13 protein-coding genes are annotated in these 17,029 nt (G+C 64.3%); 8 read left to right on the forward strand and 5 right to left on the reverse strand.

Annotated elements, in window-relative coordinates:
• Positions 1 to 53 precede the first annotated feature (53 nt).
• Positions 54 to 1,130, forward strand: coding sequence for a sigma-54 interaction domain-containing protein (locus tag AAEZ03_RS05905; RefSeq protein ID WP_123751681.1), 1,077 nt, complete (start codon positions 54 to 56; stop codon positions 1,128 to 1,130).
• Here the strand turns inward: AAEZ03_RS05905 and AAEZ03_RS05910 are convergent.
• The 4 genes from AAEZ03_RS05910 to AAEZ03_RS05925 all read right to left on the reverse strand — a co-directional run bounded on the left by AAEZ03_RS05910 (position 1,127) and on the right by AAEZ03_RS05925 (position 6,700).
• Positions 1,127 to 2,242 (reverse strand): LLM class flavin-dependent oxidoreductase, encoded by a 1,116-nt coding sequence (locus tag AAEZ03_RS05910; RefSeq protein WP_350576866.1) that lies wholly within the window; start codon positions 2,240 to 2,242, stop codon positions 1,127 to 1,129. The two genes, AAEZ03_RS05905 and AAEZ03_RS05910, sit on opposite strands and share 4 nt — an antisense overlap.
• A gap of 1 nt (position 2,243) precedes the next feature.
• The gene (locus AAEZ03_RS05915) at positions 2,244 to 3,260 is read right to left on the reverse strand and encodes an LLM class flavin-dependent oxidoreductase (RefSeq protein WP_350576868.1); all 1,017 of its coding nucleotides are present in this window, start codon (positions 3,258 to 3,260) and stop codon (positions 2,244 to 2,246) included.
• The gene (locus AAEZ03_RS05920; RefSeq protein WP_350576870.1) at positions 3,250 to 4,203 is read right to left on the reverse strand and encodes an LLM class flavin-dependent oxidoreductase; all 954 of its coding nucleotides are present in this window, start codon (positions 4,201 to 4,203) and stop codon (positions 3,250 to 3,252) included. Before AAEZ03_RS05920 ends, AAEZ03_RS05915 begins: the two co-directional genes overlap by 11 nt.
• A gap of 61 nt (positions 4,204 to 4,264) precedes the next feature.
• Positions 4,265 to 6,700, reverse strand: coding sequence for a TonB-dependent receptor plug domain-containing protein (locus AAEZ03_RS05925; RefSeq protein WP_123751685.1), 2,436 nt, complete (start codon positions 6,698 to 6,700; stop codon positions 4,265 to 4,267).
• A 369-nt stretch (positions 6,701 to 7,069) separates the two neighbouring features.
• On the opposite strand from AAEZ03_RS05925, the gene AAEZ03_RS05930 reads away from it, so the two are divergent.
• Complete coding sequence (locus AAEZ03_RS05930; RefSeq protein ID WP_350576872.1) at positions 7,070 to 8,062, forward strand: P1 family peptidase; 993 nt, start codon at positions 7,070 to 7,072, stop codon at positions 8,060 to 8,062.
• A gap of 111 nt (positions 8,063 to 8,173) precedes the next feature.
• Here the strand turns inward: AAEZ03_RS05930 and AAEZ03_RS05935 are convergent, their stop codons facing one another.
• On the reverse strand, positions 8,174 to 9,550 hold the full coding sequence (locus AAEZ03_RS05935; protein ID WP_262123869.1) for a tetratricopeptide repeat protein: 1,377 nt from the start codon (positions 9,548 to 9,550) through the stop codon (positions 8,174 to 8,176).
• Positions 9,551 to 9,825: 275 nt separating this feature from the next.
• Here AAEZ03_RS05935 and AAEZ03_RS05940 point away from each other — a divergent pair, with 275 nt between their 5' ends.
• From AAEZ03_RS05940 to AAEZ03_RS05965, 6 genes are read left to right on the forward strand one after another with little or no spacing between them, the layout of a single operon-like run.
• Positions 9,826 to 11,442, forward strand: a complete 1,617-nt coding sequence (locus AAEZ03_RS05940) for an ABC transporter substrate-binding protein (RefSeq protein WP_350576875.1) — start codon at positions 9,826 to 9,828, stop codon at positions 11,440 to 11,442.
• Complete coding sequence (locus AAEZ03_RS05945; protein WP_262123871.1) at positions 11,439 to 12,431, forward strand: ABC transporter permease; 993 nt, start codon at positions 11,439 to 11,441, stop codon at positions 12,429 to 12,431. Before AAEZ03_RS05940 ends, AAEZ03_RS05945 begins: the two co-directional genes overlap by 4 nt.
• Positions 12,428 to 13,276, forward strand: a complete 849-nt coding sequence (locus AAEZ03_RS05950; protein ID WP_262123872.1) for an ABC transporter permease — start codon at positions 12,428 to 12,430, stop codon at positions 13,274 to 13,276. The genes AAEZ03_RS05945 and AAEZ03_RS05950 overlap by 4 nt, the downstream gene beginning before the upstream one ends.
• A complete protein-coding gene (locus AAEZ03_RS05955; RefSeq protein WP_262123873.1) occupies positions 13,273 to 14,898 on the forward strand; it encodes a dipeptide ABC transporter ATP-binding protein in 1,626 nt (541 codons plus the stop codon). The genes AAEZ03_RS05950 and AAEZ03_RS05955 overlap by 4 nt, the downstream gene beginning before the upstream one ends.
• On the forward strand, positions 14,895 to 16,118 hold the full coding sequence (locus AAEZ03_RS05960) for an LLM class flavin-dependent oxidoreductase (RefSeq protein WP_350576877.1): 1,224 nt from the start codon (positions 14,895 to 14,897) through the stop codon (positions 16,116 to 16,118). The genes AAEZ03_RS05955 and AAEZ03_RS05960 overlap by 4 nt, the downstream gene beginning before the upstream one ends.
• A complete protein-coding gene (locus AAEZ03_RS05965) occupies positions 16,105 to 16,953 on the forward strand; it encodes an alpha/beta fold hydrolase (protein ID WP_350576879.1) in 849 nt (282 codons plus the stop codon). The genes AAEZ03_RS05960 and AAEZ03_RS05965 overlap by 14 nt, the downstream gene beginning before the upstream one ends.
• Positions 16,954 to 17,029 lie beyond the last annotated feature (76 nt).

Here is a 17,029-nt window from a genome sequence, read left to right on the forward strand (position 1 = left end):
GCTCGGTAAAGTATCGCTACCTTCGATCGTTACCTACGCTGGAATTCCTTGCCATGAGCGGCCCCCTGGGACATTCGACCCCGATTTTGACGTTCCCTCAGGGTGAAAAGGACCCCCTGTCTATCCGGGCCAAGGCCCTGGTGTTTGCCGACCCGCGTTCGCGCCAGTTGCTGGATTTTTTGCAGCAGGTGGGGCCGAGTGAGGTGCCGGTGTTGATCAATGGCGAAACCGGTACCGGCAAGGAGCTGGTTGCCCGTTATTTGCACGCGGCCAGTGGCCGGCGTGGCGCCTTTGTTGCGGTTAACTGCGGGGCGATCAGTGAGACCCTGGCCGAGAGCGAGTTTTTCGGCCACGAAGCCGGGGCCTTTTCCGGGGCCACCGGGCGCCGCGCAGGCTGGTTCGAAGAGGCCGATGGCGGCACGCTGTTTCTCGATGAAATTGGTGATCTGCCGTTGCCGTTGCAGGTCAAGCTGCTGCGCGTGTTGCAGGAGCAGGAGGTGGTGCGCGTCGGCTCGCGCAAGCCGGTGAAGATTGATGTACGGCTGGTGACCGCCACCAACGTCGATCTGGAGCAAGCGGTGGAGGCGGGTAATTTCCGTCTCGATTTGTTTTACCGGGTCAACGTCGCCCAAGTCTCGGTGTTGCCGCTGCGTGAGCGCCCGCTGGATATCCTGCCGCTGGTGGAGCACTTCCGCCGTCTTTACAGCGCACGTTTGAAGATCAATGAACCGATGCTCTCCGAATCCGCGACGCAAGCGCTGCTGGATTACCCGTGGCCGGGCAATATCCGTGAGCTGGAAAACGTCGTGCACCTGGCGTTGCTGGTGGCCGGTGACAAGCCGATCCGCCCGGAGCACCTGAAATTTTCAGGTGGGCTCAGTGTGGCCAAGGCCGGGGCGAGTACGGTGAGCAAGCTGCCGCAAGAGGTGATGCGTGAGCAGTTGCTGCGTTTGTTCGAGGTGCCGGGGGACACGCTGCTGCATGACATTGAAGACTTGATCGTGCGCGAGGCCTTTGCCTTTTGCGGTTTCAACCAGTTGCGCACCGCCGCGCTGCTGGGCATCACCCGTAATGCCATGCGCACCTTGCTGGTCAATCACGGGATGCTCAAGGGGCGCGCACCGAGCTAAGTGCGGCCGATGCGTCGTAACAGTGGCAGCAACTCCGCGCCCTGGTGGATGGCCTCTTCCAGGTGCGGAAAACCCGACAGCACAAAACACTCCACGCCCAGTTGGTAGTACTCCTCGATGCGCTGGGCGACGTGCTCATAGCTGCCCACCAGCGCAGTACCCGCACCGCCACGGACCAAGCCGACACCGGCCCAGAGGTTGGCCGACACTTCCAGTTCCCGCGCGCGCCGCCCGCGACCTTTGACCAGCCCGGTCTGGCGGGACTGGCCCACCGACTCATACGCCGCCATCTGTAACTGCGCCCGTTCGATGGCTTCTTTGGGGATTTCCTCCAGCAACCGCTCGACGTGCGCCCAGGCTTCATCGTCGCTGGGCGCGGCGAACACGTGCACGCGCAGGCCAAAGCGCAGAGTGCGCCCGCGGGCAGCGGCGCGTTCGCGCATGTGCAGGATGCGTTCAGCGATCATCGCCGGGGGCTCGCACCACATCAGGTAGGTTTGCGCATGGGCCGCGCCGACCTGTTCGGCGGCCTGCGAAGCGCCACCAAAATAGATGGCGGGCGCCGGTGCCTGGGGCGCGATGGGGGCGCCGCCAGCGCTGCGGTAATAGCGCCCGTGATAGGGCTGGTTGCGACCGCTCCACACGGACTGGAACACTTCAAGAAACTCGGCGGTGCGTGCATAGCGCTCGTCATGCTCCAGAAAATCCCCCAGCGAGCGTTGCTCAAACCGGCTCGAACCGCTGACCACATGCAGGTCCAGGCGCCCGTCGCTGAGCAACTGCAAGGTCGCTGCCCGGTGGGCGCTGTAGGCGGGCAGTTCGAGGCCGGGGCGCACGGTCAGCAAAAAACGCAGGCGGCGCACTTCCTGGGCCAGCACGGCGGTGATCAACCAAGGGTCTTCGAAACCGCTGGCGGTCGGCACCATGATGCCGTCGAAGTCGCCAAGTTCGGCCGCTCGCACCACTTGGCGCAGGTAGTCGAGGGTGGGCGCGCGTTCGCCCTGCTGGAACAACCCGACACTGGGCAGGCCGCTGCTGGTCAGGTGGCGGCCGTCGCCGTTGGTGGGCAGGAACCAGTCAATCTCGATGGCCCCGTTAGCGGATGTGGGCATGTCAGACGTTCTCCTTGCGCAGGCCCTGAGCTGCCAGCAGGGGCAGGATCTGTTCACCAAAGCGCAGCACGTCGCTGACCGACGGTTGGCTCTGAATCACGATATGTTGGATCCCTAGGCCATGCAGTTCTTGCAGGCGGGTGGCAAGTTGTTGCGGGGTGCCAATCAAGTAGGCTGGTTGCCCCGGCGCCGTTTGCAGCAGATTGGGATGGACCTCGAAATGGCGCAGCGGATGGCCACCGCGTTGCAGGCGCAGCACGCTGTCAGCCTCGCTGGTCGGGGCGGCCGGTAGCGTCGGTAGTTGCCGGGCGGCGGCCTCCCAGGCCTGCGCTTCGGTGTCGGCGAGGATCAGCCCGAAGGTGCAGGCAAACGCGAGTGGTGTTGACGGCTCAACGCTGGCGGCGCGCTGGCGCTCGATGGCCTGGCGCAACTGTGCAGGCGCCGCCGCCCGCAACAGGCAAACCTGTGCCTGGCTAGCAATCAGCGCCGGGCTCTGGCTGTCGTTGAGGAGGATGGGCGGGGCGGGCAAGTCGCGGCGGGCATAACCGGCGTTTTCCAGTTGGAAGTAGCGGCCGCTGTAAGTAAAACCACCGTCGCCGCCGCGCAACAGGTGCCCGAGGATATCGAGGTATTCACCGATGCTTTCGCTGCGCTGGTCACGGTTGAGCCAGTCGTCGAAGGTGTGGCGCGCGGTGCTTTGTTGGCTGTCCGGCAGGTGCAGGCGCACGCGGTTGGCGCTGATCGATTGCAGGCTTTGCACGGTGCTGGCCAGCGCGGCGGGGAGCATCACTTGCGGCGGCACGCTGACCGTCAGTTGCAGCTGGCGGGTATGTGCGCACAGCGCGGCGGCCACGCCCAGGCTGTCGGCGCACTGGGAGCCGCCGGGTATCCACAGGCCATCAACGCCTGCGTATTCGACGGCCTGGGCCAACTGAATCCAGTGCCCTGGCTGCGCCGTCCAGTCGGGCGTCGCGCCCGCTGCGCAGAGCGGCAGTTGCCAACTGAATTCAAGAGACATGGGCAGGTTCCGTAACGGGGTGGATGCTGGCGCTGAAACGGTTGCTCGGTCGCGGCAGGCCCAGGTGTTCACGCAGGGTGCTGCCGCTGTAGCCGTGGCGCAACAGCCCGCGGTGTTGCAGCAATGGAATCACATGCTCGACGAAGGTGTCGATGGCGTCGGGCGCGTGGGTGAACAGCACATTAAAACCATCGCAGGCGCGGGTCTGGAACCCGTGTTCGAAGCGCTCGGCGATGCCATTGGGCGTGCTGCCCAGCGGGTTGACCGTGGTCAGAATCTTGAGGTGTTCAGGGTTGCGGCCCAAGGCAGCGGCACGCTGTTTGATGTCGTGATAGAAGGCTTGGGCAGCGGGCAGGTCGCGGTACTCGGCGATGATCACGTCGGCCACACGAATGGCCAAGGTTTTGTCTGCTTCTGACGCGAGGGTGTGCACCCGCAGCGGGTGGCCTTGCGGCGGGCGGGCGACGTTCAGCGGGCCGCGCACCGAGAAGTGTTCGCCCTTGTGGTTGAGGGTGTGCAGTTTGCCGGGGTCAAAATAGCGGCCGCTGGCTTTGTCACGGATAAAAGCGTCGTCGTCCCAGCTGTCCCACAGGTCGTTAACCAGGTCGTGGCGCTCGTTTGCGCGCTGGCTTGACGGCTCGCTGGCAACGCCCCAGGCGGCGCGGCCGTTGGACAGGTGGTCGAGGGAGGCGAGTTTACGGGCGATATGGTACGGCTCGGGATCGTGCGGGGTGGCGATGAGGCCGATGCGCTCGGTGACGGCGGCCAGGGCCGACATCAAGGTCAGCGCTTCAAACTGTTCGGGCGGTTCGGTGAAGCTCAGGGCGGCGAATGTGCCGCGCTCGGCGCTGCGGGCGAGGGCCTTGAGGCGCTCGAAGTCCGGGCGACGGGTGTTGGCGGTGAAACAGGCACCCACTATCAATGGGTCGGTACGGCGGGTCATGACAGCCTCCGTGCAAGTGTTCGGCAAAGCCCTGCCGCCGCTGGGGCGGCAGGGCAATGGGTCAGAAGTTGTACGTCACGCCGGTGTACCAGTAGCCGCCGGTGGTGCCGTACGGCGAGAAGTTGCCGTACGGGAAGGCGCCCGAACTGCTCGGCAGGTTTGTGCGTTCCGGGTAGATGTTGAACAGGTTGTTGGCGCCCGCCGTCAGGGTCAGGCTGGAGGTCAGGTGGTAGTCCACGTTGAGGTCGGTGATCCAGGCTGGCGAGAACGTGCGGTCGTAAATTTCGGCGGTGCCGTACTGGGTGTACTCGCCGTAGCGGGTCAGGTTGAGGCCGATATCAAACTTGTTGATGGTCCAGGTGGTGCCCAGAATCAGCTTGGACTCGGGGTTGCCGTGCTTGAGGTTGCCCTGGCGCTGACGGTTGTAGCCGCCGTCCGGACCGAGGGTGGCCTGGGCCAGGGGCGAGGCGTGGATGTCGTCAATTTCGGTGGTGTTCCAGTTAAAGCCCAGGGTGTAGCGCAGGTTGCCGTAGGCGCCCAGGTTCTGACGGTAGTCACCGATCAGGTCGATGCCACGGGTGGTGGTGTCCAGTGCGTTGGTGAAGTAAGTCACTGCCTGGTTGGTCGGCAGCCCGGCGGCGCCGAGGATGGCGTCGATTTGCGGCGTGCCGCCGAGGTAGCCGGTCTGGTCGATGCGGTCCTTGATTTTGATCTGGTAAGCATCGAGGGTGATGCTGGTGGCATCGGTCGGTTGCAGCGTCAGGCCGAGGGCGAAGTTGGTGGATTTCTCCGGCTTGAGGGTGGTGGCCCCCAAAGCCTTGGCCACTTCCGAGTCGACGGCCACGTTGCGGTAGTTGAACAGGTTGCCGTTGACGCTGGTCTGCGAGGTGGAGCTGTAGATCTGCTGGGCCAGCGACGGCGCACGGAAACCGGTGCTGACGCTGCCGCGCACGGCGAGGATCGGCGTCAACTGATAGCGGGTGGCGATTTTGCCGTTGGTGGTGGTGCCCGAACCGTCGTTGTAATGCTCGTAACGACCGGCCAGATCAACGTGCCATTTGTCGGTCAGGTCCTGACCGATCTCGCCGTAAGCCGCCAGGCTGGTGCGGCCTTTTTGGTCGGCATCGGCAGGCGTGGTGCCAGCACCGGAGATAGTCCCCGGCGCAATCGGGTTGCCGCTGACGCCCGTATCAAACGGGCCGCTGGCGTAAGAGGCGTAGTCGCCCTTGCCGATTTTGTAGTTCTCGTAGCGTTGCTCCAGGCCCCATGAAATCTGCGTCGGCTTGGCCAGGCCAAAATCGAAGGCGCGGGTCAGGTCAAGGTTGTTGGTCCACTGGCTGAAGGTCTTCACCCCCGTATCAACCGAGGTCGGCGAGTCAGGGCCGTAGCTCAAGTTGTAGGTGTGGCGCAGGGTGGCTTCGGCGTGGTCCTGGCCGTAAGTGCTGGACAGGTCGTAGTCCCAACCGGCGACGGTGCCTTTGCCACCGAAGGCCACCTGAAAGTCGTTTTCGATAAAGCGCAGGGTGTCTTCGATCCCTTCCGGGAACGGCGTGGCAATGCCGTCAAAGCTGGCGGGCTGGTGGAAGGCCAGGGGCTTTTCCGAGTTGCGCCGGGTGTAGGTCGAGAACGAGTACAGGGTCAGGTCATCGCTGACTGGCAGCTCGGCGTTGTAGCCCAAACTGAAGTTGCGCGCCTCGGGCAGGCCGGTGCCGTAATAGGTGTGCTCCAGGCTGGTGTTGCCCGCGCTGTCGGTGTACGGGGCTTTGTCGGAGCGATCGGAGACTTTCTGGTGGCGCACGTCCAGGCCAAAGTTGATAAAGCCATCATTGGGCAGGGCAAGGCCGACGTCGCCGGTCTGGCGGATGGTTTCGCCATCACCGTTTTGGTAGTTCTGGCCGTAGGTGGTTTTCAGGCTGCCACCATGGTCGGTCTGTTTGAGGACGATGTTGATCACCCCGGCGATGGCGTCCGAGCCGTATTGGGCCGAGGCGCCGTCACGCAGGATCTCGACATGATCGATCAACGCGGTGGGGATCATGTCGAGGTCGACCGGCTGCGAGCCGGAGTTCAGCGACGTGCCGTTGTTGAGCAGGGCGCTGTTGTGGCGGCGCTTGCCGTTGACCAGCACCAGCACCTGGTCGCCGTTCAGGCCGCGCAGACTGATGGGGCGCACCACCGACGCGGAACCATAGCCGGACGATGCAGGCAGGTTGATGGACGGCAATACGCGGTTCAGGGCGCGGGTCAGGTCAGGCTCGCCGGTGGCCAGCAACTGCTGGGACGAGATCACGTCCACCGGCGCGGTGCTTTCGGCCAGGGTACGGGCCTGGCCACGGTTGCCGACCACCACGACGGTGTCCAGCGGGTTGTCGCTCTTGCTCTCGGCGGCCAGCAGCGGGCTTGCGGCCGTCGCGGCTTCGCACACGGCGAGAAACAACAGGCTGCGGGCGAAGATCTTGCGCGGCTGGGGTAAACCCGTGATACGTGAAGAAGTCATGGTACGAAGGCTCCAGTGTGTTCCCCGGTTCGCGCCCTGCTGGGTGGCCAACCTTGTCGGGTAAGGCGACGGCATTGGCGTCGCAAAATAGTGGTCAATAGCGGCTTGTTGCGGATGCTCTGGGGCATCAGTCTCAAACTCTGGTGCAAAGGCCTTGAGCAAGGGCTGTGCCATTGTTGAAAAGCCTTTATTAACAACGGCTTGCACGGCGGGTGTGAGCGGGATTGGTGTTTTTGTAGCAATGCCCGATCAGGGTGTTGTTTTTTCTACAGGGGCAGTGGGCGGCAAACCGGCTGTTGACGGCGCTAGCGGCTTTGGCACATCACTTGCTCCACATCGGGCACCACCACCTTTTCAGGAAGCGATTGAATGCCACATCCCGGACCCCGCAACTTGCTCACCGACATCCCCGGCCTGTTGGTCGGCCACGCCATCGATGAACGTGTCGAGACGGGTGTCACGGTGATCCGCACCGATCGCCCGTGGACCGCCAGCGTCGACATTCGTGGCGGCGGCCCGGGCGGGCGCGAGTCGGCGGCGCTGGAGCCGGAGAACATGGTCGGGCAGTTGCATGCGCTGGTGTTCTCTGGCGGCTCGGTGTTTGGCCTGGGCGCTGCGGATGCGGTGACGGCGGCGTTGTCGGTGCAAGGTGTTGGCCTGCATTTGAAGGCGGGCGCACCGGCCATCCCCATCGTCCCGGCTGCCGTGTTGCACGACCTGTCCAATGACGGCGACAAGGACTGGGGGCTGGAGCCGCCTTATCGTCGCTTGGGCTTTGAGGCGCTGAACAACTGCGCCGAAGATTTCGACCTTGGGGCGGCAGGCGCGGGGCGGGGCGCCATGGCGGGCGTGCTGCAAGGCGGTTTGGGTTCGGCCTCGCTGGATTTGGGCGACGGCCTGATGGTGGCCGCGCTGGTGGTGGCCAACCCGATCGGCTCGGTGTACATGCCTGATGGCGAAACCTTCTGGGCGTGGCCGTGGGAAATCGCGGGTGAGGCCGGAGGTGCGCGGCCGCAGGGCGAACAGGACTGCAATGACCCGATGCCTGAACTGTCACGGCTCGACGCCATGGGCCGCCTGCAAGCCGGTGCCAACACCACGCTGGTGGTGGTCGCCAGCACCGCGCAGATGAGCACCGCCGATTGCAAACGCGTGGCCATCATGGCCCAGGACGGCATCGCCATGGCGGTGCGCCCGGCGCACTTGCCGTTCGATGGCGATACCGTATTTGCCTTGGCTAGCGGCGAGGTTGAACTGAGTGCTGGCGCCCGCCGCCAGGTCGATATCGGCCGTATCGGCTCGGCGGCGGCCACCTGCGTGGCCCGCGCCATCGCCCGTGGCGTGTACGAAGCCCGCCGTTGAAACACCCAAATCTGTGGGAGCGGGCTTGCTCGCGATCGGATCAACGTGGTCTGGCAGAGATACCGAGTTGTCTGCATCGTGAGCAAGCCCGCTCCCACGGGTGTCAGGGGGTTATGGGGTGTTTGGGGTGTTAAGCACCGCCTCAACCCGTGCTGCGGCGGCCTGGGCCAATGTGGGCAAGCCCAGCGCCTGGTACACCCGCTCCAGCGCCCGGTTGGTCGGTACATCCAGCCCGTCATAACGGCGACGCAATTCCAGCACCTGCTGCGCCCCGGCCCAGTCTTGCGCGTGCAGGCGTGCGTCCAGTTCGATCTGGGCGAACAGGTCCCGCTGGGCATGGCTGCCGCCAATGTCGTTCAACCGGGGCAGGGCCACGCCCAAACGTTCCAGCGCCACTGGGTGTTCACCACGGGCATGGGCCAGCAACCCTTCGGCCAGCGGCAGGGTGACCTCGGCCCAGACCGCGCGGCTGAACACTGGCGCCTCACGCGCGTGCTCGCGCAATGCGTGCAGTAATTGATCGGCCTCGGGCTTGCCTGCGCGGCCCAATCCATACAGGTATTGCACGCTCAAAAACGGCTGCACGGTATCGCGGTGGCGGGCCTGCAAGTACGGCGCGAGGGCTTGCCAGCGCTCGCCCACATCGATCCCGGCCAACTCCAGACGGGCCAGCAGCGACACGGCGCCGATCTGGTCCTGGGAGTACGCCGGCAGCACGCCCCAGACATGCTGGTCGTAGATTTCCAGTACCCGCGCCTGATCGCCACGGGCCAAATAGAACAGCGCCAGATGCCACCAGTTGTGGGTGTACATAAACGAGTTGAGCCCCTGCCAATGGTGGCTGACGCTTTCCAGAAAACCGATGCCTTCTTCAATGCGCCCTTGGGTCAGCATCACGTGGGCCAGCGCATGGTGCGCCCAAGGCTCGCTCGCTTGCAGTTGCAGGGCGCGGCGCGCGCTGGCTTCGGCTTCTTCGAGCAAATGGCATTGCTCGTAGGCGAACGCCAGCATGCCGTGGCTGTGGGCGATATCGTCGCTGGCCGCCACGGCCTTGAGGGCGATGCGCAGCAACGCCGGCCAGTTGCCGCGATTGAACTCCACGTACTGGTTGAGCTTGGCCGCGAACAGGTCGCGGGGGTACTGGTCGAGCAGCGTTTCGCTGAGGTGCAGCACCTGGTCCAGGTCTTCGTTGATCCACGCCTGCAACAGCGCCACATACAGCGCTGCCCGAGGTTGCGGGTCGGCCACCTGCGCGGCGATTGCGCGAAAGCGCTCGGCCAGCACCGGGCCTTCGGGTGATTCGCTGAACATCATCAGGATGCCGGCCAACGCATTGCTCAGCGCCGATTCCGGGTGGCGTTCGGCACTGGCCACAATCCCCTCGGCACGTGGGTGGTAGCTGAGAAAACCCAGGGTGAAATCGTCCAGCGCCTGACGCGCCAACGAGTGGTCGGTGTCGATGGGGTTGCCGAGGTAGTCGTGTGACATGCGAGGTGTCCGCTTAAAGGTCGATCCGTTGTACAGGGCAAGGGCTGTGCCAGTTCGCGCGGCTGCGCAGTCAGGCGCACTGGGGGGAAAACAACACGTTGGCCACTGTTGCTTTTTCCACAGTCAGGTCCGGGGCTGTGGTTTTTTCATCAATGCGCCAGCGCCGCAGACCGCCGCACCGCCGGTTCAGCGGCCCGTGGGGGAGTGGCACACCCCTTGCAAAACTGCTTGGCAGTGGGGCCGCATGCCCCGAGCAATTAACGCCAGGAGTTCGCATGTCCAGTCCAGCCCATCGTCATCCGCCTCGCCCCGGGCCGCTGCGCCTTGCCCTCAAACGCCTGGGCCTGCTGGCCAGTGCCGCAGTGTTTGCCGCCAGCGTTCACGCCGCCCCGCAAGACGGCGGTGTGCTCAACCTGATCGCCCAGCCCGAGCCGCCGTCGCTGATGCACGGGGTGGTCACCCATGTCTCGACCCAATACGTCAGCGGCAAGATCCTCCAGGGTTTGCTGACCTTTGACACCGATCTCAAGCCCAAGCCGGTGCTGGCGCGCAGCTGGACGGTGTCGCCGGACGGCCTCACCTACACGTTTGAATTGCAGCCCGACGTGCAATGGCACGACGGCAAGCCGTTCACGGCGTCTGACGTGAAGTTCAGCTTCGGCACCTTCTACCCCGAAGTCGATAAACGCATTGCCAGCGTGTTCGAGGAGTACCTCGACAGCATCGACGCCAGCCAGCCGAATCAGGTGGTTTTCCACCTGAAAAAACCGTTCGCGCCGTTCCTGTCATTGCTCGGCAGCGGTCTGCGCCCAATCGCCCCGGAGCACCTCTACGCGGGCACCGATTTTCGCAGCAACCCGTACAACCTCAAGCCGGTGGGCACCGGGCCGTTCAAGTTTGAGGAGTGGAAGCGCGGCGCTTACATCAAGCTGGTGAAAAACCCCAACTACTGGAAAAAGGGGTTGCCGCACCTGGACGCGATTGTCTTTCACGTGATCCCGGACGGCTCCTCCCGTGCTGCCGCTTTTGAGCGCAACGACGTGCAGGTGCTGCGCAGCGGCGATGCCGACTACTCCGATCTCAAGCGCCTGGGCGCACTGCCGGGCGTGGAGTCTTCGGACAAGGGCTGGGAGCTGTACTCAGGGCTGGCCTACTTGCAGTTCAACACCCGCAAGCCACCGCTGAACAACCCCAAGGTTCGCCAAGCGATTCTGTATGCGCTGAACCGTCCGTTTATCGTCGACAGCATCTTCTTTGGTGCGGGCAAGGTCTCGCCCGGTGCTTTCGCCTCCAGCTCGCCTTACCACGACCCGCAACTGCCGCAGTACGGCTATGACCTGGCCAAAGCCAAGGCGCTGATCGCTGAGTCCGAGGTGGACGTGGGTGCGGTGCGCATTCGTTTGCTCAACGGTGAGAAAGGCGGCGCCTGGGAGCGTCTGGCCGAGTACACCCGCCAGGCCTTGCAGCCGCTGGGTTTCAAAGTGCAGGTGGTGACGTCGGACGCGGCGACCTGGTTCCAGCGCGTCAGCGACTGGGACTTTGACCTGACCTACAACTTTATCTTCCAGATCGGCGACCCGTATCTGGTCAACGCCTACCTGTACCGCACCGACTACATCCTTAAAACCTCGCCGTTCGCCAACGTCGGCGGCTACAGCAACCCGGACGTGGACAACCTGTGGAGCAAGGTTGCTGACACCCCTGAAGGCGCGGAGCGTACCCGCGTGTACAGCGAACTGGAGCACAAGCTCAACGACGACCTGCCGGTGGCGCCGATCTTTGAGATGCGCTACCCGACGCTGTTCCACAGCCAAGTGAAAAACCTGCTGCAAACCGCCACCAGCCTTAACGAAGACTACGAGAGCGTCTACCTGGACGCCCCGGCGCCATGAGCGGCGTGTGGTTCCTCGGCGCGCGCCTTGGGCGTGCGCTGCTGATGATCCTTGGCGTGCTGGTGCTGAGCTTTTTGCTGGTGCGTTTGGCGCCGGGGGATCCGGCGCAACTGATGGCCGGTGAGGCGGGCGTGGACGATGCTCAGTACATCGCCAAGCTGCGCAGTGAAATGGGGTTGGATCAGCCGTTGCCCCAGCAGTTATTGCACTACTTGGGGCAGGTGGCGCACCTGGATCTAGGGTACTCGTACCGCAATCAGGCGCCGGTCTGGGACTTGTTGTCCGAGCGCCTGCCCGCCACCTTGAGCCTGATGGGCTCGGCGTTTGTCATCTCGTCACTGTTCGGCGTGGCCCTTGGCGCGTTGGCTGCGCTCAGCCGCCAGCGCCGTCGCTGGCTGGACGGGCTGATTTCCAACGGTGCGCTGTTGTTGTACGGCACGCCGCCGTTTTGGCTGGCGATGCTGTTGATCGTGTTGTTCTCGGTCAAGCTCGACTGGCTGCCCGCGTTCGGTATGCAGACCGTCGCCACCGACCTGAACGGCTTCGCCTGGCTGGGCGACCGCCTGCGCCATCTGGTGCTGCCGTGCCTGTCGCTGAGCTTTCTGTTCCTGGCTTTGTACGTGCACCTGACCCGCGCCGCCACCCTGGAGGCGTTGCAACAGGAGCATGTTTACACGGCCCGTGCCAAAGGCCTGGCGCCGTCACGGATCGTCTTCGCCCACGTGCTGCGCAACGCGCTGCTGCCTGTGGTGACCTTTGCCGGGTTGCAACTGGGGCAACTGGCCAGCGGCGCCTTGCTGATTGAAGTGGTGTATTCCTGGCCGGGCATCGGCCGCTTGATGTACGACGCCCTGTCCCAACGTGATTACAGCGTGTTGCTGGGCGGCTTTTTGCTGATCTCGGTGTTGGTGGTCGGTTTCAACCTGCTCACGGATTTGGCTTGCCGCCTGATCGACCCGCGCATCGGCGCCGAAGGGGCAGCACGATGAGGGATTCCAGTGTGTGGCAACGTTTTATCAGGCAACCTGCGGCGCTGATCGGCGCGGTATTTTTGTTGCTGTTGGGCCTGCTGGCCGTGGCGGCACCGTGGCTCTGCCAGGGTTCGCCCTGGGAGATGAACACCACGCCCATGCTCGCGCCGTTTACCCAGGCCGGGCATTGGCTGGGCAGCGACATGTTGGGCCGCGACCTGGCCACCGGCTTGCTGTACGGCGCCCGGGTGTCGCTGTCGGTGGGGGTGTTGGCGACGCTGGCCACTTTGCTCACCGGCTTGCTGGTGGGGGCATTGGCCGGTTACTTCGGCGGCTGGCTGGACGCGGTGCTGATGCGCGTGGCCGAGTTCTTCCAGATCATTCCGCAACTGGTGCTGGCGGTGATTCTGGTGGCGGTGCTGGAGCCGTCGCTGGGCACCATCGTGTTGGCCATCGCGCTGGTGGCCTGGCCTGCGGTGGCGCGCTTGGTGCGCAGCGAGTTCCTCAGTCTGCGCCAGCGTGAATTTGTGCAGGCCGCGCGGGTGCTGGGGCAAGCGCCGCTGGCCATTGTGTTTCGGCAAATCTTGCCCAATGCCTTGGCGCCGTTGCTGGTGACGCTGAGTTTTGTAATGGCCACGGCGATTCTCACCGAGGCGGCGCTGGCCTTTCTCGGCCTCGGTGACCCGGATGCCATGAGCTGGGGCTACATGATCAACGCCTCGCGCGGGATGCTGCGCGACGCTTGGTGGATGAGCCTGATGCCGGGGCTGGCGATTCTGTTTTGCGTGCTGGCGGTTAACCGTGTGGGCGAAGGCCTGCGCATTGCTTTTGAACCTGCCCGTCGCCCTGGAGATTCCGCATGAGCGCAGCCCAACCGATTTTGCTCGACGTCGAGCACCTGCGTATCGCCTTGCCGTCGGGCGGCGACCGCAGCCACGCACTGCATGACGTGTCGCTGCACGTGCGCGAAGGCGAATGCCTGTGCGTGGTGGGCGAGTCCGGCTCGGGCAAGTCGATGCTGGCCAAGGCCCTGCTGCGCCTGCTGCCAGCACCTCTAAAAATCGAGCACGGCACCCTGCGCTGGCGTGGTGAAGACCTCGCCAACTTGGATGAACCGGCCATGCGCGCCCTGCGCGGGCGCGACATCAGCATGGTTTTTCAGGAACCCATGAGCGCGCTCAACCCATTGCTCAGCGTGGGCCGGCAGATCGACGAAACCTTGCAGGCCCATGGCGTGAAAGACCGCGCCCAGCGCCGCGCTCGGGTTGTCGAACTGCTCGGCTATGTCGGCCTGCCGGACCCGCAGCGGCTCTATCATGCCTACCCGTTTGAACTGTCCGGTGGTCAGCGTCAGCGTGTGGTGATCGCCATGGCGCTGGCCTTTGCGCCGAAGCTGTTGATTGCGGACGAGCCGACCTCGGCGCTGGACGTGACCACGCAACGGCAAATCCTCGATTTGCTGCGGCGCATCCAGCGTGAGCAGGGCATGGCCATGCTGTTTATCACCCACGACTTTGCTGTGGTCGAGGCCATTGCCGACCGCGTGCTGGTGTTGCAAAAGGGCCATCACGTAGAAGCAGGCACGGCGGCTCAGGTGCTTGGTGCGCCGCAGCAAGACTACACACGGCAGTTGATTGCGGCGGTGTCTGCGGCCCCCGATCACCCTCGCCCGATCCTGGCGCCGGGCAAGCCGGTGTTGCAGGCGCAGCAACTGGAAAAACACTTCAGTCGCCGCCTCGGCTGGTGGGGGCGGCGTACCACGCGGGCGCTGGCGGGTGTCGATCTGCAACTGGCTGAAGGCGAAACCCTGGGCATTGTCGGTGAGTCCGGCTCGGGCAAATCGACCTTGGGCCGCTGCCTGGTGCGTTTGTTGCGCAGCGATGGCGGCAGCCTGCACTGGCACGGGCGTGACGTCACCGACTTGCCTGAAGCGCGGTTGCGCGGGCAGCGTGGCGAGGTGCAAATGATCTTTCAAGACCCGTTCGCCTCGCTCAACCCGCGCCAGCGCATCGGCACGCAACTGATGACCGGGCCGCTGGCCCAAGGTCGCAGCCCGGCGCAGGCGGCAGCAAAAGCACGAGAAGTGCTGGGCCTGGTGGGCCTGCCAGAAACCGCGCTGGAGCGTTATCCCCATGAGTTTTCCGGCGGCCAGCGCCAACGTATCGGCATCGCACGGGCCTTGGCGGTGGAGCCCAAAGTATTGATCGCGGACGAATGCGTGTCGGCACTCGATGCGCTGATCCAGGTGCAAATTCTTGAATTGCTTGAGGACCTGCAACGGCGGTTGAAGCTGAGTATTGTCTTCATCACCCACGACCTGCGCGTGGCGGCGCGCTTGAGTGACCGCATCGCCGTGATGCAGGCCGGGCAAGTGGTGGAGCAGGGCGCGACCGCCGCGTTGCTCGGCCAACCCAACCACCCTTACACCCGTAGGCTGCTGCAAGATTTTGCGCTGCATACCCCGGTGCTGGAGGCCACACCATGAGCCAACGGATGATGAGCCTCAACGCGTTTTTGATGGCCACCGGGCACCATATCGCGGGCTGGCGCCACCCCGAGGCCCAGGCCGATGGCGGCCTGAACTTCGCCCACTATCAGCAGCTGGCCCGCACTGCCGAGCGCGGTTGTTTCGATGCGTTGTTCCTCTCCGACACCTTGGCCATGTTGCCGGGCAGCGTTGAGGCGCTGAGCCGCATGTCGCGCACCGAGCACTTCGAGCCGCTGACGTTATTGGCGGGGTTGGCCGCCGTCACCGAGCGCATTGGCCTGGTGGCGACGGTGACCACCTCTTACAACTCGGTTGAGTCGCTGGCCCGGTCCTTCACTTCTCTTGAAGCCCTCAGCGGGCAGCGCAGCGGCTGGAATCTGGTGACCTCCAGCAATGCCAACGAAGCCTTCAACTTTGGACGAGACGGCCACTTTGAACACGCCCGACGTTATGAACGGGCCCACCGCTTTTTGGCCGAGGTGCAGCAAGGTTGGGCCAGCGCCGCTGTGGCGCCGGTGCAAGTGCTGGCCGGCGCCTCACGGGAAGGCTGCGAGCTGGCAGCGGCCCATGCCGAAGTGGTGTTCACCGCACAACCTGAGCTGGCGGGCGCCCAGCGTTTTTACCGTGACCTCAAGGCCTTGTTGCCCCAGTACGGGCGCAGTGCCGAGCAGGTCAAAATCATGCCGGGCGTGATGCCCATCGTCGCTGAAACGGCGGATGAAGCGCAGGCCTTGTTTGATCAGTTGCAAGGGTTGGTGCAGCCCGAAGTCGGTCTGTCGCTGCTCGCAGATATTGCCGGTGGCACCGACCTGTCGGCCTTCGCGCTGGATGGGCCGCTGCCTGAACTGCCCGCTACCGAGTCCGGGGTCAGCCGTCGTGACTTGCTGATCCGCGTGGCCAGAGCAGAAGGCTTGAGCATTCGCCAGCTTTACTTGCGCATGGCAGCGGCACGCGGGCATCTGGTGCTGGTGGGCGATGCGCGGCACGTGGCCGACACACTGGAGCAATGGTTTGTCGAAGGCGCCGCCGATGGCTTTAACGTGATGCCGCCATATCTGCCCGGTTCGCTGGATGCGTTTGTCGACAAGGTGGTGCCCGAGTTGCAGCGTCGTGGCTTGTTCCGCCGCGCTTATCAGGGCCGCACGTTGCGTGATCATCTTGGCCTGCCTCGTCCCGATTATTTTGCTGCTCAGGAGGCCAAAAGTGCCCAAGGCTGACCCCAACCGATTCGCCCACCTGCCGCTGGTGCGTGGCCAACTGATAGACGTGCGCCCCGGACGGCGACTGAGCGTGGCCGTGCATCAGGGCAACTGCGACACCGTGGTGTTTTTGGGCCATGGCAGCGGCGGCAACAAAGACCAGTGGCGCGAGCTATGGCGCAACTTGAGTGAGCAGGGCTACACCTTGGTGGCCTGGGACCTGCTCGGCCATGGCGACAGCGACAAACCGCGCGACGCCAACGCCTACGCCTGGGACGAACTGGTGGCCGACAATCTGGCGGTGCTCAAGCGCTATGCCGGGCCGCGCAACCTGTACGTGGCGCACTCCTACGGCACCGGCTTGGCCATGAGCACTTTGCTTGCATTGCCGCGCCAGCAACCGGCGCTGCGCATCGACGGCGCGTTGCTGCTGGGCAGCGTCTTGCATCGCCCGGTGGGGACAGGTGGGTTGTTGAGTTTGCCGAATTGGCTGCTGACGTTATTGCGGCCGATCTTGGCCAAAGACTTTCGCGCCCGCGCCTGGCACCCCGAGGCTGATCCGGCGTTGGTCGACTACGAGGATGGCCTGGCCCAGCGCAACCGCCTGGACGTGTTCAAAGCCCTGATGAACAACGCTCAATGGCCCGACGCCCAAGCGTTGGCCGGGCTGGATGTGCCGGTGTACGTGGTGTCTGGCGAAACCGACGGCCTGACCCCCGCCAGCGGCGGCGAAGCCCTAGCCCGCCACCTGCCCAACGCGCACTACCAGGTATTGCCGTGCGGCCATCAACTGATGCTCGAACGCCCGGAGCAAGTGCTGCAAGCTTTCGAGCGTTTAGCGGCTAACTGTTGACCTCTGTAGGAGCGAGCTTGCCTCGCGATCTTTTGATCTTTTAAAAGATCGCGAGGCAAGCTCGCTCCTACAGGGT

It is taken from the genome of Pseudomonas sp. HY2-MNA-CIBAN-0224 (genome assembly GCF_040310285.1).
GTDB classification, from domain to species: domain Bacteria; phylum Pseudomonadota; class Gammaproteobacteria; order Pseudomonadales; family Pseudomonadaceae; genus Aquipseudomonas; species Aquipseudomonas helleri.

Excerpts from the sequence above, each read along its gene's own strand:
- AAEZ03_RS05950 (WP_262123872.1), top strand. The coding sequence starts at position 12,428 with ATGAGGGATTCCAGTGTGTGGCAACGTTTTATCAGGCAACCTGCGGCG.
- AAEZ03_RS05905 (WP_123751681.1), top strand. The coding sequence starts at position 54 with ATGAGCGGCCCCCTGGGACATTCGACCCCGATTTTGACGTTCCCTCAG.
- AAEZ03_RS05920 (WP_350576870.1), bottom strand. The coding sequence starts at position 4,203 with ATGACCCGCCGTACCGACCCATTGATAGTGGGTGCCTGTTTCACCGCC.
- AAEZ03_RS05935 (WP_262123869.1), bottom strand. The coding sequence starts at position 9,550 with ATGTCACACGACTACCTCGGCAACCCCATCGACACCGACCACTCGTTG.
- AAEZ03_RS05955 (WP_262123873.1), top strand. The coding sequence starts at position 13,273 with ATGAGCGCAGCCCAACCGATTTTGCTCGACGTCGAGCACCTGCGTATC.
- AAEZ03_RS05915 (WP_350576868.1), bottom strand. The coding sequence starts at position 3,260 with ATGTCTCTTGAATTCAGTTGGCAACTGCCGCTCTGCGCAGCGGGCGCG.
- AAEZ03_RS05945 (WP_262123871.1), top strand. The coding sequence starts at position 11,439 with ATGAGCGGCGTGTGGTTCCTCGGCGCGCGCCTTGGGCGTGCGCTGCTG.
- AAEZ03_RS05925 (WP_123751685.1), bottom strand. The coding sequence starts at position 6,700 with ATGACTTCTTCACGTATCACGGGTTTACCCCAGCCGCGCAAGATCTTC.
- AAEZ03_RS05930 (WP_350576872.1), top strand. The coding sequence starts at position 7,070 with ATGCCACATCCCGGACCCCGCAACTTGCTCACCGACATCCCCGGCCTG.
- AAEZ03_RS05960 (WP_350576877.1), top strand. The coding sequence starts at position 14,895 with ATGAGCCAACGGATGATGAGCCTCAACGCGTTTTTGATGGCCACCGGG.
- AAEZ03_RS05940 (WP_350576875.1), top strand. The coding sequence starts at position 9,826 with ATGTCCAGTCCAGCCCATCGTCATCCGCCTCGCCCCGGGCCGCTGCGC.
- AAEZ03_RS05910 (WP_350576866.1), bottom strand. The coding sequence starts at position 2,242 with ATGCCCACATCCGCTAACGGGGCCATCGAGATTGACTGGTTCCTGCCC.